Genomic DNA, 18,306 nt, shown 5'->3' with positions numbered 1-18,306 from the left:
CGATGATGACGGTGCATCAGCATGCTGTGTCCGTAAGTGAGTTCGCACGCTACCTGCGATATCTGACGGAGCTGCTCGATCCCGCCCGGGGCTGGTACGGCGTCTTCCGCAGACGCGATCCCGAAGGGATGCGGGCCTGCCTGGAGGGTGCCGAGCTCCCGCCCTGGGATGTGATGGAGTCGCTCCTCGCCGACCTCGCCGCCACGCGTGGCGCCGTCTTCGCGGAGCGCGAGTCGGTGCGGGCGGCCGAGCTCTACGTGGCGTCCGCCGTGGGCCACGACCGCCGCCCCGGCGGCAGGCAGCAGCTCGTGGAACGGCTGGAGCTGATGTTGCGGGAGCAGGCGTACGCCGCGCAGCGTCTCCGCGCGGCCCACGAGGGCGGTGAAGCGGGCGCGCCGGACTCCGATTCGGTCGCCTGGGCCCGCGACGACCATGAGCGCGCCTCGGCCCGCTGCGCGGAGCTGCGCCGACGGCTGGCGGCGGTGGCGGTGCCCGCCGGCCCGCTCCACACGGAGGGCGAACCGGAGCCGGGGGCGGAGCCCGAACCGGGGCACGGTGCGCGGGACCGCGGTTCGGCCGGGGCACCCGGACCCGCCGCCCGGGCCGCACCTGAGCCGGGCGGCCCCGCCGCAGCCTCGCCCGCCCCCGAGCGGACGCTCTCCTCGGACCCTGCCGCCCCCGCCCCCGAGCGGACGCTCTCCTCGGACCCTGCCGCCCCCGCCCCCGAGCGGGCGCTCCCCTCGGGCCCTGCCGCCCCTGCCGCCTCCGTCGCTCCCGTCCGCAGGAGGCCGCGCGGGGCCAGGTTCGCCGGGCTGGACGTGGACGACGAGAGTCCCGGGTCCCTCGCACCCGTCCTGCCCGTCCCGTCGGTCACGGCCGCAGTGCCGCGTGGCGCCCGGTTCGGTGGCGCTCCCGGCCCGGACGAACCGGCCGTGCGCGCCGAGGCCGCTCCGGACCCCGAGGCGCTGAGTTCCGCCCGGGACACCGTCGCGGTGCTGCTGCGGCTGCGGACGGAAGGCCGCAGCGGGGAGGCGCACGGGGTGCTCTGCGAGGCGGCCGGGCGGGCCGCGGACCGGCTGCCGGTGCTCGCCGCCGAACTCCAGCGGGCAGGGCTCGGCGCCGACTGGGCGACCCTGTTGTGGGAGGTCGCCTCGCAGCCTCCACAGGCGCTCGCGGCCGCGGCCGCCGCGCTGGCCGAGGCGGGCCGGCCGGAGGACTGCGGCCGGCTGCTACGCCAGGGGGTGGCGCGGCCCGCGGCCGAGATCGCCGATGCCGTCGTCGCGCTGGACCGGGCCGGTCGCGGGCCCCAGGCGCAGGCGCTGCTCGGTGCCTTCGTCCGGGTGCGGACACCGCAGGACGCAGCCCGGATCGCGGAGAGCGATCCGCGCCATCTCGTACCGCAGCTGCTGACGGCGGCCCGTGGGGTGTCCGAGGCGCGGGAGCGGGATGTGGTGCACGCGCTCAGAGTGGCGGGGATCGGCTAAGGGCTGTCCCGTAGTCCCTGGTGGATCGGCGCGCGGCGTCGGATGCGGTGCATCGCAGGGCGGAGGGACGTCCGCGTACTGGATGTGTTCCGGCGTTCCGGCAACGCGGCGGGGCGCCGTAGCCGGCGTCGTGCGCCCGCCGGGGATTACGGGACAGCCCTTGGCACCGGGCCTTGCGGGCCACTCCCGGGGATGGACCGCACGGGTGTGAAACATGATCGACTCCGCTGGTTCACGGCGATGGTCTTGCCCCACTGTGTGACGGGGCTTACGTTCTCCTCTACGCACGTGTCTACGGGCGTAGAAACGCAAGAGGCTCTCTGACGCCGCGTCGAAGGAGCAGCTCATGTCCCAAGTCGTACGCGCCGCACTCGTCCAGGCGACCTGGACCGGCGACACCGAATCCATGATCGCCAAGCATGAGGAACATGCTCGCGAGGCCGCCCGGCAGGGTGCGAAGATCATCGGTTTCCAGGAGGTGTTCAACGCCCCCTACTTCTGCCAGGTGCAGGAACCCGAGCACTACCGCTGGGCCGAGGCCGTGCCCGAGGGGCCGACCGTGCAGCGGATGCGGGAGCTGGCCCGCGAGACCGGCATGGTGATCGTCGTCCCGGTCTTCGAGGTCGAGCAGTCCGGCTTCTACTACAACACCGCCGCCGTGATCGACGCCGACGGCTCGTATCTCGGCAAGTACCGCAAGCACCACATCCCGCAGGTCAAGGGGTTCTGGGAGAAGTACTACTTCAAGCCCGGCAACGTCGGCTGGCCGGTCTTCGACACGGCGGTCGGCAAAGTCGGCGTCTATATCTGCTACGACCGGCACTTCCCCGAGGGATGGCGTCAACTCGGACTCAACGGAGCCCAGTTGGTGTACAATCCGTCCGCGACCTCGCGCGGCCTCTCCGGCTACCTCTGGCAGCTGGAACAGCCGGCGTCCGCCGTCGCCAACGAGTACTTCGTCGCCGCGATCAACCGCGTCGGCCAGGAGGAGTACGGCGACAACGACTTCTACGGCACCAGCTACTTCGTCGATCCCCGTGGCCAGTTCGTCGGTGACGTGGCCAGTGACAAGGCCGAGGAACTCCTGGTCCGCGACCTCGACTTCGGGCTCATCGACGAGGTCCGTCAGCAGTGGGCGTTCTACCGGGACCGCCGGCCCGACGCGTACGAGGGACTGGTGGAGCCGTGAGCAGTCTGCACCACCGCCACCTCGCCGTCAGCCCGGACTGGCTGGCGCTCTACTACCGGCACCCGCTGGAGATCACCCACGGCGAGGGCCGGCACGTCTGGGACGCAGAGGGCAGGCGCTACCTCGACTTCTTCGGCGGCATCCTCACCACGATGACCGCCCACGCGCTGCCCGAGGTCACCAAGGCCGTCACCGAGCAGGCCGGGCGGATCATCCACTCCTCGACGCTCTACCTGAACCGGCCGATGGTCGATCTCGCCGAGCGCGTCGCCAGCCTCTCCGGCATCCCGGACGCCCGGGTCTTCTTCACCACCTCGGGCACCGAGGCCAATGACACGGCACTGATGCTGGCCACCGCGTACCGCAGGTCCAACCAGATCCTCGCGATGCGCAACAGCTACCACGGCCGGTCCTTCTCCGCGGTCTCGATCACCGGCAACCACGCCTGGTCGCCCACCGGCCTCTCCCCGCTCCAGACGCTGTACGTGCACGGCGGCGTCCGTGGCCGCGGACCGTACGCGCACCTGAGCGACGGGGAGTTCATCGCGGCCTGCGTGGCGGACCTGGAGGATCTGCTGGGCCACACCCGGGACGCCGCCGCCCTGATCGCCGAACCCATCCAGGGCGTGGGCGGGTTCACCTCACCGCCCGACGGTCTGTACGCGGCGTTCCGCGAAGTCCTGGACCGGCACGGCATCCTGTGGATCTCCGACGAGGTGCAGACCGGCTGGGGGCGCACCGGCGAGCACTTCTGGGGCTGGCAGGCACACGGGCAGAACGGGCCGCCCGACATCGTCACCTTCGCCAAGGGAATCGGCAACGGCATGTCCGTCGGCGGCGTCATCGCCCGTGCGGACGTCATGAACTGCCTGGATGCCAACTCCATTTCCACGTTCGGAGGCTCCCCGGTCACCATGGCCGCCGGACTGGCCAACCTCTCGTACCTCCTCGAACACGATCTCCAGGGCAACGCCCGCCGGGTCGGCGGGCTGCTCATCGAGCGGCTGCGGGCGATCGCCGCAGGCTCCGAGTGCGTGCGGGAGGTACGCGGCCGCGGTCTGATGATCGGCATCGAACTGGTGAGACCCGGCACGGACGAGGCGAACCCGGAAGCGGCCACGGCCGTGCTGGAGGCGGCCCGCGAGGGCGGTCTGCTGATCGGCAAGGGCGGCGGCCACAACACCAGCGTGCTGCGCATCGCCCCGCCCCTCTCGCTCTCCATCCCGGAGGCGGAGGAGGGCGCGGAGATCCTCGCCGAAGCACTGAGGGCGGCGGGGTGAGCACGTGACGGAGACGCGGCGTCCCGCGCCGGGGAGCCCCGGCGCGGCCTGTCGCCACAGCGCGTCACCGACTTCCACGTTCTTCGTCACGCACCCTGCCCGCGTGCGTAGAACCGTTCCGCCACAGTGAGGAGGGGTACATGAGCCGCACCGTCATCCACGGCGGCCTCGTCATCACCGCGTCCGACGAGATCCACGCCGACGTACTCGTCGAGGACGGCCGGATCGCCGCACTCGCCGCGCACGGCACCGAAGCCGCAGCGAACTGGACCGCAGACCGGACCATCGACGCCACCGGAAAGTACGTCATCCCGGGTGGCGTCGACGGGCACACCCACATGGAGATGCCGTTCGGCGGCACGTTCGCCTCCGACACCTTCGAGACCGGTACCCGGGCCGCGGCCTGGGGCGGCACGACGACCATCATCGATTTCGCCATCCAGTCCAAGGGCGGCTCGCTCGCCGAGGGGCTGGACGCATGGCACGCGAAATCGGACGGGAAGTGCGCGATCGACTACGCCTTCCACATGATCATGTCCGATGTGAACGAGTCCTCGCTCAGGGAGATGGACCGGCTCGTCTCGGGCGGCGTGACGTCGTTCAAGCTCTTCACCGCATACCCAGGGGTGTTCCTCTCCGACGACGGCCAGATCCTCCGGGCGATGCAACAGGCCGGCTCCAACGGCGGACTGATCATGACGCACGCCGAGAACGGTCTCGCCATCGACGTGCTGGTGGAACAGGCACTGGCGCGTGGCGAGCGGGACCCGCGCTATCACGGCGAGGTACGGAAGGCGCTCCTCGAAGCCGAGGCGACGCACCGGGTGATCAAGCTGAGCCAGGTGGCTGGGGCGCCTCTCTACGTGGTGCACGTGTCGGCCCGGGAAGCACTCGCCGAGCTGGCGCGCGCCCGGGACGACGGCCTTCCGGTCTTCGGCGAGACCTGCCCGCAGTACCTCTTCCTGTCGACCGACAACCTGGCGGAGCCCGAGTTCGAGGGCGCCAAGTACGTCTGTTCCACCCCGCTGCGCCCGAAGGAGCACCAGGCCGCGCTCTGGCGTGGCCTGCGGACGAACGACCTGCAGGTGGTCTCCACCGACCACTGCCCGTTCTGCTTCAAGGGCCAGAAGGAAATGGGCCGGGGGGACTTCTCGAAGATCCCCAACGGCATGCCGGGCGTCGAGAACCGCATGGACCTGCTGCACCAGGCCGTCGTCGACGGGCACATCAGCCGCCGTCGCTGGATCGAGATCGCCTGCGCCGCGCCGGCCCGGATGTTCGGCCTGTACCCGAAGAAGGGCACGATCGCGCCGGGCACCGACGCCGACATCGTCATCTACGACCCGCATGCCGAGCAGGTCATCTCCGCCGAGACACATCACATGAACGTCGACTACTCGGCGTACGAGGGCAAGCATGTGACGGGTCGGGTGGAGACCGTGCTGTCCCGCGGTGTTCCGGTGATCGACGACCGTGCGTACGTGGGCCACCCGGGGCACGGGACCTATCTGCCGCGGGGGCTCGGCGAGTACGCGAACTGAGCGCGGACCAAGGCAGCGTGCGGAGCTCGCCGTAGGCGCCGCGGTAGTAGACGAGCGGCCCGGCCGTCGTCAGGTCGGATGCCAGGTGGTCGACGTGGGCCACGACGATGTCGTGGTCACCCGCGGCGTGCTCCGCCGTGATCGAGCACTCCAGCCAGGCGAGCGCCCCGTCGAGCACCGGCAGGGCGGAGGGGGACGGGGATCAGGAGAGGTGGCGGAACTTGTCGCCCCCTCGGGCGGAGAGGCGGCGTGAGACGTCCTGCTGGTGCTCGCTCAGGATGTTGACGCAGATCCGTCCCGTTCCGCGCAGCCGGGGCCACGTCACGCTGGTCCGGGCCGCGCAGAACGAGACCAGGGGTGGCTGCAGGGACACCGAGGTGAGGCCGATGTGCGGGGGCGCCTGCGGTGCGCTGCCGTCGTCGGCGAAGGAGTAGCGGTACGCGGCTTGAACTGATCGGTGCGGAGCGCCAGTTGGGCCACGGTTCGTATCGGCCTTGCCGACATGGTGGATCTGTACCTTGACGCCGAGTTCACCGGGATAGTCGCCCTGGATGCCGATACTCAGCGGTCCGGGTCCGCCACCACGACGCCTTCCAGCATCAGCTCCAGCACGCGGGTGCTCGCGTCCCGGCCGGGCGCTGAGTTCTCCCGTACCCAGCCGGCCGCGGTGAGCAGGTCGAAGAGTTCGTCGGGGGTGAGGTCGGCGCGCACCCGGCCCGCCTCCTGGGCGGCGGCGAGCAGGTCCGCCCCGCAGCCGTGCATCGCCGTACAGGCGACGTGCGAGGGCGTGCCCTCGTCGTACATCGCTTCGGTCAGGATGCCGACGAGCCCGCGGAAGGTGCTGATGTGTGCCACGGCGCTGGTCATCCAGTGGACGAGCGCGTCGAGCGGGTCACTGTCCGTGGCCCGCTCCCTGGCGGCCGCGACCAGCGTGTCCAGGCCGTCGCGGGTGGCTGCCTCGACGAGCGATGCGCGGGTCGGGAAGTGCCGGTAGAGCGTGCCGATGGCCACCCCCGCCTGGCCCGCGATGTCCTCCAGCGACGCGTCCGAACCGGATGCGGCGAAGGCCCTGCGGGCGGCTTGAAGGATCGCGTCGTAGTTGCGCCGGCCGTCGGCGCGCTTGGGGCGCCGGGCGATGTAGGGCGTCTTCTCCATGGCCCGTTCCTCCCGCGGTTGACTACATGAGGCAGCCTCAGCTTAACTTGTTCCATAACCTGAGGCATCCTCAGGTTGGCCGTCCCCGAAGGAGGCACCTCCATGTCCACCGAGACCAGTCCAGGAGCCGGGTCCGAGACACAGGCCCCGCCCCAGGCGTCCCCCGCCGCCTGGAGGCTGGTGCTCCTCGCCGTCGTCGGCGCCGAGTTCATGCTTCAGCTCGACGGCACGATCGTGAACGTCGCACTGCCCGGCGTCCAGGCGGACCTGGGGCTCGGCGTCACCGGCGGCGCCTGGGTGCTGAACGGCTTCTTCCTCGCCTTCGGCGGCCTGCTGCTGCTCGCCGGCCGGCTCGGCGACGTACTCGGTCACCGCCGGGTCTTCCTCTTCGGCATCGCCCTGGTGGGAGCGGCCTCGCTGCTCGCCGGTCTGGCGCCCGGCTTCCCCGTCCTGCTGACCGGCCGGGTGCTGCAGGGGGCGGGGGCCGCCATCGCCGGACCGACCGGGCTCGCGCTGCTCACCATCGAATTCGAGGGCGAACGCCAGCTGAAGGCCTTCGGTCTGTACTCCACGGTCACCGGCCTCGGCGCGGCATCCGGGATGATCCTGGGAGGCATCCTCACCTGGGCCGGCGACTGGCGCTGGACCCTGCTGGTGAACGTCCCCGTCGCGGCGGCCATCCTGCTCGTCGCCAACAAGGCCCTGAGTCGCGGCGACACACCCACCACCCGGCGCTCGCTCGGCGTGCCCAGTTCGATCCTGGTCACCGGAGCGCTGGTCGGGCTGGTCCACGGGCTGGTCCGGGCCGCCGAGGCCGGCTGGTCCGACACCTGGACCCTGGTCTCCCTCGCCGCCGCCGTGGTGCTCACCGCGGGACTGCTCGCCGTGGACTCGAAGTCGGCCGAACCACTGCTCCCGCTGCGCGTCTTCGCCAGCCGCGAGCGGACCGGCGGATTCATCGGCCTCGTGCTGCTGGCCGCCGTGCTGACCGGTTTCCTCTTCTACACGATCCAGTACCTGGACGCCGTCCTGGGATTCGGCGCGCTCAAGACCGGATTCGCGATCCTCCCCTTCGGCCTCGGCATCCTGCTCACCGTGCAGCTGCTCACCAAGTACCTGGCGGCGATCAGCCTCAAGCTGCGCGGCATCCTGGGCCTGGTGCTGGTGGTCGGCGCGGTGCTCTGGCTCACCCGGCTCGACGGGCAGAGCAGCTACGCCACCGACGCACTGCCGCAGATCGTGCTGCTCGGCCTCGGCGTCGGACTGGCGATCGTGCCAATCAACATGACCATCCTCTCCACCACAAGCCCCGAGGACACCGGCATCACCGCCGGAATCCTCCAGGCCGCCCTCACCGTCGGCGGCACCGTCGGTCTCGCCGTACTGCTCCAGCCCTTCACCGCGGGCGACGGAGGCATCGCCGAGAACGTCTCCGCGCTCTACACCTGGGCGGCCGGCATCGCCGGAGCCGGACTGCTGGTCACCCTGGTCTTCTGGTTCGGCCCCGGGACCCGCAAGGCGGTCGGCGACGGGGACGCCGGTCCGGGAGCGGCCGAAGCCGTGACCGCGCCGGACGCCGGCCAGTAGCCGGACGGCCGGGTGAGAAGCCGTGCCCCGGCTCACCCGGCCGCCCTCCGGCCCTCGCCCGCTACCAGCGGACCGGAAGCTCCGGAAGCGTACGCACCATCAGGTCACTCACCGTGTGCACCGTGGCCGGGTCCACGGCGAGCCGCGGATCGGGCAGGTTCGCCGTGAGCACCTCCAGCGCCACGGTCGGCTCCAGCCGGGCGACGCCCGCACCGAGGCAGAAGTGAGCTCCATGACCGAACGTCAGATGCTTTCGCGATGACGGAGGGTCCGGGGTCCGGGACGAAGGTCCGCGGATCGGTGAGCACCTGCCGGGCGTCGGCGTGCGCCACACCGCGGACGTCGTTCTGACCGCGTGGCATCGGTACCTCGTGCAGCAGCGACGCGCGCAGCCGCCGGACGAGCTCCGGCGACGGCCGGCCGTCAGCCCCGAGTCCACCCGGTTCGCGGTGCAACGGGGCTTCAACCTGCTGGGCCTCGCTCTCGCCACGCCTGCCGAACCGGCCAAGAGCCGGCAGACCGCCCAGGACCTCGCCGCCGAGCACGGTGTGAGCACGGACGGCATCGAGTACGGGGTCAACCGTTTCGTGTACTGCGGCACCGACCCGGACGCCCGGCGGCCGGCGGCCCGCGAGGTCGCCCGCCAGATCCAGACCTCCCGCGCGCCGGCACAGGGCTCCGTGCCGGACGGCGGGCTGCCGCCGATGCCCGGTCGCATCGACCCGGCCGACGAGGCGCTGGCCGCCGAACGGCTGCTCGCCGGATCGCCGGACGAGATCCGGGAACGGCTCACGGGGCTCGCCGAGGCGGGCGTGACCCAGGTCAACGCCGCCTTCGAGTACGGCGCGCTGCCGGCCGGCATCGTCTCCGCCTCGATGGAGCTGTTCGCCGCAGAGGTGCTCTGAGCGCGGCGGGGCGCGTATCGGGGGATCTTCGGAGGTCCCCTTCCCAAGACCCCGCGAGCAGTCCAGGATTGTCCCCCCGTGACTCGCGTGCACGGCGTCGTTGCGCAAGGTCCGGCACGGCCTTGTGTGAGGATCTGCCGAGTACGTCACTCGGGGGCGCGCCCGTGGAGACTCCGCGGGCGCGCCCCCGAGCACCTGATGACCGGGGCCCGGGAGCGGGCGGCATGTTCACCCCGTGCGCCACCTGTCAGTACCTGGACTAGGAGCCTGGCATGGACTTCGGACTCGTCCTGCAGACGGACCCGCCGGCGTCGGCCGTCGTCGGCCTGATGCGCCGCGCCGAACGCAACGGCTTCCGCTACGGCTGGACCTTCGACTCGGCGGTGCTCTGGCAGGAGCCCTTCGTCATCTACAGCCGCATCCTCGAACACACCGAACGCCTCGTGGTCGGCCCGATGGTGACCAACCCGTCCACCCGCACCTGGGAGGTCACGGCCTCCACCTTCGCCACGCTCAACGACATGTACGGCAACCGTACGGTCTGCGGCATCGGGCGCGGCGACTCGGCCATGCGGGTGGCGGGCCGCCGTCCCAACACCCTGGCGCGGCTGGGCGACGCCATCGAGGCCATCCGCGACCTCGCCGAGGGCCGCGAGGCCGTCATCGACGGACAGCCGCTCCAGATCCCCTGGGTCAAGGACGGCCGGCTGCCCGTCTGGATGGCCGCCTACGGCCCCAAGGCCCTCGCGCTGGCCGGGCAGAAGGCCGACGGCTTCATCCTCCAGCTCGCCGACCCCTTCCTCACCGAATGGATGGTCAAGGCCGTACGGGAGGCGGCGGCCGAGGCCGGCCGCGACCCGGACTCCGTGACCATCTGCGTCGCTGCGCCCGCCTATGTCGGCGACGACCTCGACCACGCCCGCGAGCAGTGCCGCTGGTTCGGCGGCATGGTCGGCAACCACGTCGCGGACCTGGTCAGCCGGTACGGCGAGCACTCCGGCCTCGTCCCGGAGGCCCTGACCGAGTACATCGCGGGACGCTCCGGTTACGACTACAGCCACCACGGCAGGGCCGGGAACCCCGACACCACCTTCGTACCGGACGAGATCGTCGACCGGTTCTGCCTGCTGGGACCGCCCCAGGCGCACATCGAGAAGCTCCGGGCCCTGCGTGACCTGGGCGTCGACCAGTTCGCCGTCTACAACATGCACGACGCCCGCGAGGCCACGATCGACGCCTACGGTGCCGAGATCATCCCCGCCCTCTCCGGCTGACCGCCGCCCGCGGTCGTCCGGACCCCGCGCCCCGCCCGCACGGCACCGATTCCGAGCGAAGGGTCCAGCCGCCATGACATCCACCGTCCCACCGCCACCACCACCGGACCGGATACCCCCGGCCCCGGACCGCGTCGGACTCGACCCGGGCACCGCCCCCACCGACAACCGGTTCGTCAACGGGGACCTGTTGCCCGTCCCGCTGGAGCGGCGCAACTGGACGACGTACAACTTCGCGGCCCTCTGGGTCGGCATGGCCCACAACATCCCGTCCTGGCTGCTCGCCTCCGGCCTCGTCGCCCTGGGCATGGACTGGAAACAGGCCGTCTTCACGATCGCGCTCGCCAATCTGATCGTCCTCGGGCCGATGCTGCTCACCGGGCACGCCGGCCCCAAGTACGGCATTCCGTTCCCGGTGCTGGCCCGCGCCTCGTTCGGGCTGCGCGGCGCCAATCTGCCCGCCCTCATCCGGGCCGCGGTGGCCTGTGCCTGGTTCGGCATCCAGACCTGGATCGGCGGCGTCGGCATCTTCACCCTGCTCGGGAAGATGTTCGGCGGCTGGGCGAAGGCCTCCGAGATCGGCGGCCAGCCGTGGACGCTCTGGCTCTGCTTCGTGGTGTTCTGGGCGGTCGAACTCGCCATCATCTACCGGGGGATGGAGGCCCTGCGCCGTTTCGAGAACTGGGCTGCGCCCTTCGTCATCGTCGGCGCGGTGGTGCTGCTGGTCTGGATCGCGGTCAAGGCGGGCGGCTTCGGGCCGCTGCTCGACCAGCCGTCGGAGCTCGGCTGGGGCAAGGACTTCTGGCCGGTCTTCTTCCCCTCCCTGATGGGGATGATCGCCTTCTGGGCCACGCTCTCCCTGAACATCCCCGACTTCACCCGCTTCGGGGCCGGTCAGCGCGCCCAGATCCGGGGCCAGTCGTTCGGGCTGCCCACCACGATGACGCTCTTCGCCCTGCTCTCGGTCCTGGTGACCTCCGGATCGCAGGCCGTGTACGGCGAGGCGATCTGGGACCCGGTCCAGTTGGTCGCCCGGACCGACAACGTCTTCGGACTCCTCTACGCCCTGGTGACGGTGCTGGTCGCCACGATCTCCGTGAACATCGCGGCGAACGTGGTCTCGCCCGCCTACGATCTGGCGAACCTCGCGCCGAAGCTCATCAACTTCCGTACCGGCGCGCTGGTCACGGGCATCGTCGGCGTGCTGATCATGCCGTGGAAACTCACCGAGACGCCCGAGCTGTACATCTTCACCTGGCTCGGTCTCGTCGGCGGGCTGCTGGGTACGGTCGCCGGCATCCTGATCGCCGACTACTGGATCGTCCGGCGCACGGTGCTCGACCTCGCCGACCTCTACCGGCCCGGCGGCCGCTACTGGTACACGAACGGCTGGAACTGGCGGGCCGTTGTCGCCTTCGTCGTCGGAGGCGTCCTCGCGATCGGCGGATCGCATTCCGAGCCCGGAAAGGGGCCGTTCCCGGCCGACGGACTGATTCCCTTCCTGAAGCCCCTGGCCGACTACGGCTGGGCGGTCGGACTTGCCTCGTCGCTCGTGCTGTACGTGGTGCTCACCGGCCGGGCGGCTGTCACGCCGTCCCCGCCGAGCGGCCCAGCAGGGCGTTGATGCCGAACGTGTCGTCCGGCGCGGGCGTGGCCGTGGGCACCGGCCTGCCGAAGGCGGAGAAGTCCACGGTCGCGTCCGCGCCGCCGCCCTTCAGGGTGAGCCGCAGGGGGTAGGGCTTGCCCGTGGCGGCCACGTACAGCCTCAGCGTCGTGTCGTCGCGCAGCCTGGTCAGCGGCACCACGGGTGCCCTGCCGAGCGTGGTCCTCGCCCCCTTGTTGAGGGTGCCGGTGCCGTTGTCGGCGTTTTCGCTGACCAGCTTCTGGAAGGTGTCGAGATCGCAGGCCTTCGTCAGGGTGAGCAGCCGGGGATCGTTCGCCGAGGCCTTCATGTAGCGGCCGTTCAGGATCGCCGCGAAGGCCTGTCCGCCGTCGGGGACCTGGTTCTTCCAGAAGTCCGCGTCCGGTCTGACCCAGACGGTGCCGCCGCGCTTGATGATCCGCACGGAACCCTGACTGTCGCCGAGGTCCACCGTGCCCGTGCAGTTGTCGTCCCGGTCCAGCGTGAGGTCCAGGGACATCGGTGTGCTGTCCCTGCCGAGATCCCCCCTCGTGCGCAGGTGCATGGAGTGGGCGCCGAGCAGGGCGTCCCGCGAGCGGTCGGCGATCTGCTGGGCGGTGAGCGTGTCGATGTCCTCCGCGTGCGCCACGCCTCCGACGAGGCCGCCGCCGGTGACGGAGAGCACGACCGCCGCCGCCCATGCGGCCGGGCGGGTGCCCAGGTGCGGACCGGTCACGTCGCCTCCTCGAAAGGTCGTGGCGGATCTTTTCGAGCGTACGCCGGGGCGGAGGCCGCCGCCCGATGACGCAACGGCGCCCGAACGTGTACCCAGCGTGACGAAGTGCGGCGTTTTCGGTTAGGCAAGCGGGTGGCCGGTCGCAGGCACACCCGGTTCGTCACGACCGAGAGGGAATCATGAAGAAGTCCATGCGGAGCCTGTCCGGGACCGTCCTGCGAGGAGCCGTCGTCACGGGGCTGACCACGGCGTTCGCGCTCTCCACCGGGCTGGCCGCGGCCGCTGCTCCGGCGACGCCCCCGGGGCTCTCCTGCGAGACCGGCAAGCACGCCGTCGACGACTACACCGGCTACGCGCTGTGCCGGAACAACGGCGGCACGACGCAGACCTTCTGGGTGCACCTGGTCTGCGGCTGGTCCCCGGACGTCGACGGCGAACACGTCACGCTCAGCCCGGGCCAGTCCGGCCAGTCGACCGCGCACTGCGCCGGCCTCGGCACAGGCATCGGCGAAATCACGGTCCAGCCGTAGCCCGCCCCGGGGCCCGCGCGAACCCGGCCCGTCCGGAGTCCGGGGAAGGGACCGGGGCGTCGGAGCGGGCCGCACCCCGCGGGAGGGCCGGGTCCGCAGTATGTTCGTCCGGGCGGACAGGTGCGCGCACCTGACGGTACGAGGGAGGCGGGCAGCACATGTCCTCAGCGCAATCCACCGGAACGGACGCGGCGGCCCCGGCCGGGCTGGCCGACAGCGCGCGGGCCCTGGCGGACGGCACCATCACCGCCACCCGGCTGGTCTCCGCCGCACTCGCCCGGATCGAGGCGAGCCAGGGCACCCTCAACGCCTTCCGGCACCTGCGGGCCGAGGCAGCACTCGGCGAGGCTGCGGAGGCCGACCGCCGGCTGGCCGCGGGGGAGCGGCTGCCGCTGCTCGGCGTGCCCGTCGCGGTCAAGGACGACACCGATGTCGCCGGCATGCCCACCTACTTCGGCTGCGCCGGGGAGCGGCCCGTCGCCGTCGCGGACAGCGAGGCAGTACGCAGGCTGCGTGGAGCCGGGGCCGTGATCGTGGGGAAGACCAACTCCTGCGAACTGGGCCAGTGGCCGTTCACCGAGGGGCCGGCGTTCGGCGCCACCCGCAATCCGTGGAACACCGACCACACCCCCGGGGGTTCGTCCGGCGGTTCGGCGGCCGCCGTCGCCGCCGGACTGGTGCCCGCCGCGCTCGGCTCCGATGGCGCCGGGTCCGTCCGGATCCCGGCGGCCTGGACCCACCTCGTCGGCATCAAGCCGCAGCGCGGCCGGATCTCCGTCCACCCGCAGAGCGACGCCTTCCAGGGACTCACCGTCAACGGGCCGCTCGCCAGGACCGTGGCGGACGCCGCCCTGCTCCTGGATGCCGTGGCGGGAGCGCACCCCGACGACCCGCACCGCCCGCCGCCCGTCGAGGCCCGCGCCGCCGCCCTCCGCGATCCGGGCCGGCTGCGTATCGCCGTCGCCTGGCGGCCCCCGCTCACCCTCACGCGGACCGCGCCCCACCCGGACGTACGACGCGCCGTCACGGAGCTCGCCGAGGCCCTGGCCGCGCTCGGCCACCACGTCGAGGAGGCCAGGCCCCGCTACGGGCTGATCGGCCTCGGCTTCGTGCCGCGTGCCACGGCGGGGATCGCCGAACTCGCCGCCCTGCACCCCGAGCCCGCGCTTCTGGACGCCCGCACCCGCAGCGCGCTGCGCACCGGCACCCGGCTCGGCGGCCGGGTGGTAAGGGCGGCCAGGGAGCGCGAGGTGCGCCAGCACCGCCGGATCGGCGCGCTGTTCCACCCCGCGCGCGGCCGCTCCGGACCGGGATTCGACGTGCTGCTCACCCCGACCACCGCTCTCCCCCCGCCCCGCATCGGCAGGTTCGACGGCCTGAGCGCCTGGCGCACCGACGTGGCGATCACCGAGGCGTGCCCGTACGCCTGGCCCTGGAACGTGCTGGGCTGGCCCGGGATCAGCGTCCCCGCGGGGTTCACCTCCGACGGTCTCCCCGTCGGCGCCCAACTGCTCGGCCCCTCCCGCAGCGAGGAACGGCTGATCTCGCTGGCCGCCCAGTTGGAGGCCGACCGGCGCTGGTACGAGCACCGGCCGCCGCCCGTGCCGCGGGGCGTGCCCGCCCATGGGCCGGGGTCCGTCAGGCCCTGTGAGCCGAGGCGCTGACAGGGCCGGCGACCTCACGCCCCAGGAACTCCAGCAGCGCCGATGTGAAGGCCGCCGGGTTCTCCTCGGCGATCCAGTGCGCCGTGCCCGGTACGACGCACTCGGTCACCCGGTCGGCCACCTCACGCATCATCTCCCCGACGAGCGCCCCCGAGGTGCTCATGGCTCCGCCGACAGCCAGCACCGGCACGGTCAGCGGGCCGTTGCGGGCCAGCGCCGCACGGTTGTCGGCGGCGTCCTGGTCGAAGGCCCGGTACAGCTCGAAGCCCGCGCGCATCGCACCCGGCGCGGAGTAGGCCGCCACATACGTGTCGAAGTCGCTGTCCGTGATCGCCGACGGATCCGAGTTGCGTACCGCGAAGAAGGCCCGGAGGTACTGCCTTTCACGCCCGGCGACCAGCATCTCCGCCACGTCGCGGGCCCCGTGGAAGGCGAAGTGCCATACCCGCGGATCGCTGCGCAGCCGGTCGAAGACCTCGGTGCCGGGCAACGGGGCGTCCACCGCCACCAGATGGGAGACGTCGTCGCGGAACTGCTGCGCGTATGCGTAGGCGACCATCAGCCCGATGTCGTGACCGGCCATCACCACCGGTTCCTGCACGCCGAGATGCTCGTGCAGCAGTCGGTGGATGTCGCGCGCCACCGTCCACTTGTCGTAGCCGCCGGCCGGTCGGAAGGAGTGGCCGGCGCCCCGGTAGTCCGGTGCGACCACCCGGAACCCGGCCTCGGTCAGCGGCCGGATCACCCGGTGCCACTCCCACCAGGTCTGGGGGAAGCCGTGGAGCAGCACGATGGTGCGGTCCCCCTGGCCCGCGGTCACGTAGTGCAGCCGCAGTCCGGGCTCCACATCGGCCATGCCGTGCGTGACGGCGGGCGGGGCCGTTCGGTCCAGGGGCGATGACGGCATGCGAGGGCCTCCTGCGCTGGGTCGGTGGGCCGGACGGCCCCACGACTCCACGGTGCGCCCGGCAACCCATCAGCACAAGTGAAATGATCTATACCTACTGTTAATGTCAGCTACATGCTTGATATGAGGCGCATGCAGGTGCTGCGAGCGGTGGTCACCAGCGGATCGGTCACCGCGGCGGCGGCCAACCTGGGATACACCCCTTCCGCCATCAGCCAGCAGGTCTCGGCCCTGGAGAAGGAGGCCGCCATGCCGTTGCTGGAGCGGGCCGGGCGGGGCGTCCGTCCCACCGAGGCGGGACGGCTGCTCAGCGGTTACGCGGCCGCGCTCGGCAGGACCGTCGCGGAGGCCGAGACGGCACTGGCCGACCTGCGTGAGGGCCGCACCGGACAGGTGGCCGTCCGCTACTTCGGCACGGCGGGCGCTCCGTTGATGGCGCCTGCTCTGGCACGGCTGCGCGCCAGCCACCCCGGAGTACGGTTCGACCTCAGGCTGATCGACCCGGACGACCCGCTGCCGGAGGTGCGGCAGGGGCGGGCCGATCTCGCGGTCGTGGTGCGTCCTGCGGACGGGGCGCCGGCCGGACTCCGGCTGCTTCCGCTGTTCGATGATCCGTACCGGGTGGTCCTGCCCGCAGGCCATCCGCTCGCAGGCCGGCCCGGACTCGCCCTCGGGGACCTCGCCGACGAGCCGTGGGTGGGCAGTGAGCGCTCGTCCGATCCCTGCCAGGCCCTGGTGCTCGACGCGTGCGCGGCGGCCGGATTCAGCCCCGGATTCGTGGTGGAGAGCGGGGACTACGCCACGGCCCTGGGCTTCGTGTCCGCCGGCCTCGGTGTCGCCCTGATCCCGCGGCTCGGTCTGCGCGGTGTGCCCGCGGACGTGGTGGTCCGCGAGGTCCGTGCTCCCGAACCCGTCAGGTCGGTCTGCGCCGCGGTGCGGGAGTCGATGACGCTCCCGCCCGCCGTCCGTGCCCTGATCGACGCCCTCGGCGAGGCCGCGCTGAACCTGGAGCCCGGCCGGGACTGACCTCCGGGCCCGCTACGGCACCCGCGCGGTCCACTCCGCCGTGCCGAACTTGGTGCGGACGAGCTCCTCGGCCCGGTCCTGCTCGTCCCGGGTCACCTTGCCAGTGGTGAGTCCGTGGCGGGTGCGGAACGACTCGATCATGTTGTCGATGACGGCCGGACGGGGGAGGCCGGTCTGCCGACGCAGGGGATCGACGCGCTTCCTGGCGCTCTTGGTCCCCTTGTCGGACAGCTTCTCCCGGCCGATCCGCAGCACGTCGAGCATCTTGTCGGCGTCGATGTCGTAGGACATCGTCACGTGGTGCAGGACGGCGCCCGGCCCGCCGTCGGGACCGACGACTCGCTTCTGCGCCGCCCCGGCGATCTTCCCGACGTCGGTCGCGATGTCGTTCAGCGGCTGGTACCAGGCCTTGATGCCCATGTCGCCGAGGGCTTCGAGCACCCAGTCGTCCAGGTAGGCGTAGCTGTCGGCGAAGGAGAGCCCCGAGACCAGGGACTCGGGGACGGACAGGGAGTACGTGATGGTGTTGCCCGGCTCCACGAACATCGCTCCGCCGCCCGAGACCCGGCGGACGACGCTCACACCGTGCCGTGCGGCGGCCTCGGCGTCGACCTCGTTGCGCAGCGACTGGAAGCTGCCGATGATCACGGCGGGGGAGGCCCACTCCCAGACCCGCAGTGTCGGTGGCCGCCGCCCGGCGGCCACCTCGGCGGTGATGACCTCGTCGAGTGCCATGTGCAGGGCGGGTGCCTGTGGTTCCTCGTGGATGAGCTGCCAGTCGTAGTCGCTCCACTCGGTGGCGTGCGCCAGCGCCCGGCGTACGGCGACGGCGACGCCCTCGGAGGTGAGGCCGAACATCACGGTCGCCGCGGGGAGCGCGGCGTCGATCCGGGCGGTGAGCTCCGCGGTGCCGGTGTTGGCGGGGGCACCCTCCAGCGCCGCGTCGATCGCGAGGATCGCCTCGTCCGGTTCCAGGAAGAAGTCCCCGGCGACCCGTACGTCGCGCAGAGCACCGCCCTCGACCGCCAGGTCCACCACGACCAGCTTGCCGCCGGGGACCTTGTACTCACCGTGCACGGCTTCGTTCCCTTCCGGTGCGCGGTGTGGATCCTGAGCCTGTTGCCCGGTATTCGGATAGACGCGCACATACCTCGCATCGCACTCTAATGCTCGCTCGCGACGGGCGGACACGCAGCCTCGATGCCCCTGGTGAGGCATCGCGCAGGCGCCCCTGGTGCGGCATCGCCAGTGCGACCGTCGCGCCTGCCGTATGCCCGGGGGCCGAACGGGCCGAACGGGCCCCGGATACGGCCCGATGTGTCTGCCGCCTCCGCCGCCGCCCGCCGTTTTGCCAGGCGCAGGCGCCTGCGCCCCTGCCGTGGGCCGCGGTCGCGGACCACGGCAGGG

Annotated in this window: 16 protein-coding genes and 1 pseudogene; 11 read left to right on the top strand and 6 right to left on the bottom strand. The window is 71.8% G+C overall.

Annotated features, from left to right (window positions below):
* Positions 1-5: 5 nt before the first annotated feature.
* The 4 genes from ACFVJX_RS05530 to hydA all read left to right on the top strand — a co-directional run bounded on the left by ACFVJX_RS05530 (position 6) and on the right by hydA (position 5,494).
* Complete coding sequence (locus ACFVJX_RS05530) at positions 6-1,484, top strand: hypothetical protein (RefSeq protein WP_384126827.1); 1,479 nt, start codon at positions 6-8, stop codon at positions 1,482-1,484.
* A gap of 346 nt (positions 1,485-1,830) precedes the next feature.
* The gene (locus tag ACFVJX_RS05525) at positions 1,831-2,673 is read left to right on the top strand and encodes a nitrilase-related carbon-nitrogen hydrolase (RefSeq protein WP_384126825.1); all 843 of its coding nucleotides are present in this window, start codon (positions 1,831-1,833) and stop codon (positions 2,671-2,673) included.
* The gene (locus tag ACFVJX_RS05520) at positions 2,670-3,953 is read left to right on the top strand and encodes an aspartate aminotransferase family protein (protein WP_384126823.1); all 1,284 of its coding nucleotides are present in this window, start codon (positions 2,670-2,672) and stop codon (positions 3,951-3,953) included. Before ACFVJX_RS05525 ends, ACFVJX_RS05520 begins: the two co-directional genes overlap by 4 nt.
* Positions 3,954-4,093: 140 nt before the next feature.
* Positions 4,094-5,494, top strand: a complete 1,401-nt coding sequence (hydA, locus tag ACFVJX_RS05515) for a dihydropyrimidinase (RefSeq protein WP_384126821.1) — start codon at positions 4,094-4,096, stop codon at positions 5,492-5,494.
* A 34-nt stretch (positions 5,495-5,528) separates the two neighbouring features.
* Here the strand turns inward: hydA and ACFVJX_RS05510 are convergent.
* Both ACFVJX_RS05510 and ACFVJX_RS05505 read right to left on the bottom strand, forming a co-directional pair.
* Positions 5,529-5,867: pseudogene (locus ACFVJX_RS05510) on the bottom strand (flavin reductase family protein); the annotation flags it as partial.
* Positions 5,868-6,055: 188 nt separating this feature from the next.
* Positions 6,056-6,649 (bottom strand): TetR/AcrR family transcriptional regulator, encoded by a 594-nt coding sequence (locus ACFVJX_RS05505; RefSeq protein WP_384126819.1) that lies wholly within the window; start codon positions 6,647-6,649, stop codon positions 6,056-6,058.
* Between the two features lie 102 nt (positions 6,650-6,751).
* On the opposite strand from ACFVJX_RS05505, the gene ACFVJX_RS05500 reads away from it, so the two are divergent.
* Complete coding sequence (locus ACFVJX_RS05500) at positions 6,752-8,236, top strand: MFS transporter (protein WP_384126818.1); 1,485 nt, start codon at positions 6,752-6,754, stop codon at positions 8,234-8,236.
* A gap of 61 nt (positions 8,237-8,297) precedes the next feature.
* Here the strand turns inward: ACFVJX_RS05500 and ACFVJX_RS05495 are convergent, their stop codons facing one another.
* Positions 8,298-8,420 (bottom strand): hypothetical protein, encoded by a 123-nt coding sequence (locus ACFVJX_RS05495; RefSeq protein ID WP_384126817.1) that lies wholly within the window; start codon positions 8,418-8,420, stop codon positions 8,298-8,300.
* 187 nt (positions 8,421-8,607) lie between these two features.
* On the opposite strand from ACFVJX_RS05495, the gene ACFVJX_RS05490 reads away from it, so the two are divergent.
* From ACFVJX_RS05490 to ACFVJX_RS05480, 3 genes are all read left to right on the top strand, one after another.
* Positions 8,608-9,141: an LLM class flavin-dependent oxidoreductase gene (locus ACFVJX_RS05490; protein ID WP_384126816.1), complete on the top strand. Its 534-nt coding sequence runs from the start codon at positions 8,608-8,610 to the stop codon at positions 9,139-9,141.
* Positions 9,142-9,413: 272 nt separating this feature from the next.
* Positions 9,414-10,415, top strand: coding sequence for a TIGR03842 family LLM class F420-dependent oxidoreductase (locus tag ACFVJX_RS05485; protein WP_384126814.1), 1,002 nt, complete (start codon positions 9,414-9,416; stop codon positions 10,413-10,415).
* A gap of 73 nt (positions 10,416-10,488) precedes the next feature.
* Entirely contained in the window at positions 10,489-12,039 is a 1,551-nt protein-coding gene (locus tag ACFVJX_RS05480; RefSeq protein ID WP_384126813.1) for an NCS1 family nucleobase:cation symporter-1, read from the top strand.
* Here ACFVJX_RS05480 and ACFVJX_RS05475 read toward each other — a convergent pair.
* Positions 12,002-12,772, bottom strand: coding sequence for a hypothetical protein (locus ACFVJX_RS05475; protein ID WP_384126812.1), 771 nt, complete (start codon positions 12,770-12,772; stop codon positions 12,002-12,004). The genes ACFVJX_RS05480 and ACFVJX_RS05475 overlap by 38 nt on opposite strands.
* Before the next feature lie 179 nt (positions 12,773-12,951).
* On the opposite strand from ACFVJX_RS05475, the gene ACFVJX_RS05470 reads away from it, so the two are divergent.
* Together ACFVJX_RS05470 and ACFVJX_RS05465 are read left to right on the top strand one after the other, a co-directional pair.
* Positions 12,952-13,302, top strand: a complete 351-nt coding sequence (locus ACFVJX_RS05470; RefSeq protein ID WP_384126810.1) for a hypothetical protein — start codon at positions 12,952-12,954, stop codon at positions 13,300-13,302.
* A 158-nt stretch (positions 13,303-13,460) separates the two neighbouring features.
* Positions 13,461-14,966, top strand: coding sequence for an amidase (locus tag ACFVJX_RS05465; protein WP_384126809.1), 1,506 nt, complete (start codon positions 13,461-13,463; stop codon positions 14,964-14,966).
* Here ACFVJX_RS05465 and ACFVJX_RS05460 read toward each other — a convergent pair.
* On the bottom strand, positions 14,941-15,873 hold the full coding sequence (locus ACFVJX_RS05460; RefSeq protein ID WP_384126808.1) for an alpha/beta fold hydrolase: 933 nt from the start codon (positions 15,871-15,873) through the stop codon (positions 14,941-14,943). The two genes, ACFVJX_RS05465 and ACFVJX_RS05460, sit on opposite strands and share 26 nt — an antisense overlap.
* A 114-nt stretch (positions 15,874-15,987) precedes the next feature.
* Here ACFVJX_RS05460 and ACFVJX_RS05455 point away from each other — a divergent pair, with 114 nt between their 5' ends.
* Positions 15,988-16,899, top strand: coding sequence for a LysR family transcriptional regulator (locus ACFVJX_RS05455; protein WP_384126806.1), 912 nt, complete (start codon positions 15,988-15,990; stop codon positions 16,897-16,899).
* Positions 16,900-16,911: 12 nt separating this feature from the next.
* Here ACFVJX_RS05455 and ACFVJX_RS05450 read toward each other — a convergent pair whose 3' ends face one another.
* Positions 16,912-17,976, bottom strand: coding sequence for a biotin/lipoate A/B protein ligase family protein (locus tag ACFVJX_RS05450; protein WP_384126804.1), 1,065 nt, complete (start codon positions 17,974-17,976; stop codon positions 16,912-16,914).
* Between the last annotated feature and the right edge of the window lie 330 nt (positions 17,977-18,306).

It is taken from the genome of Streptomyces sp. NPDC127177 (assembly GCF_042672475.1).
Taxonomy (GTDB): Bacteria; Actinomycetota; Actinomycetes; order Streptomycetales; family Streptomycetaceae; genus Streptomyces.
This window is presented reverse-complemented; position numbering and strand designations above follow the sequence as displayed.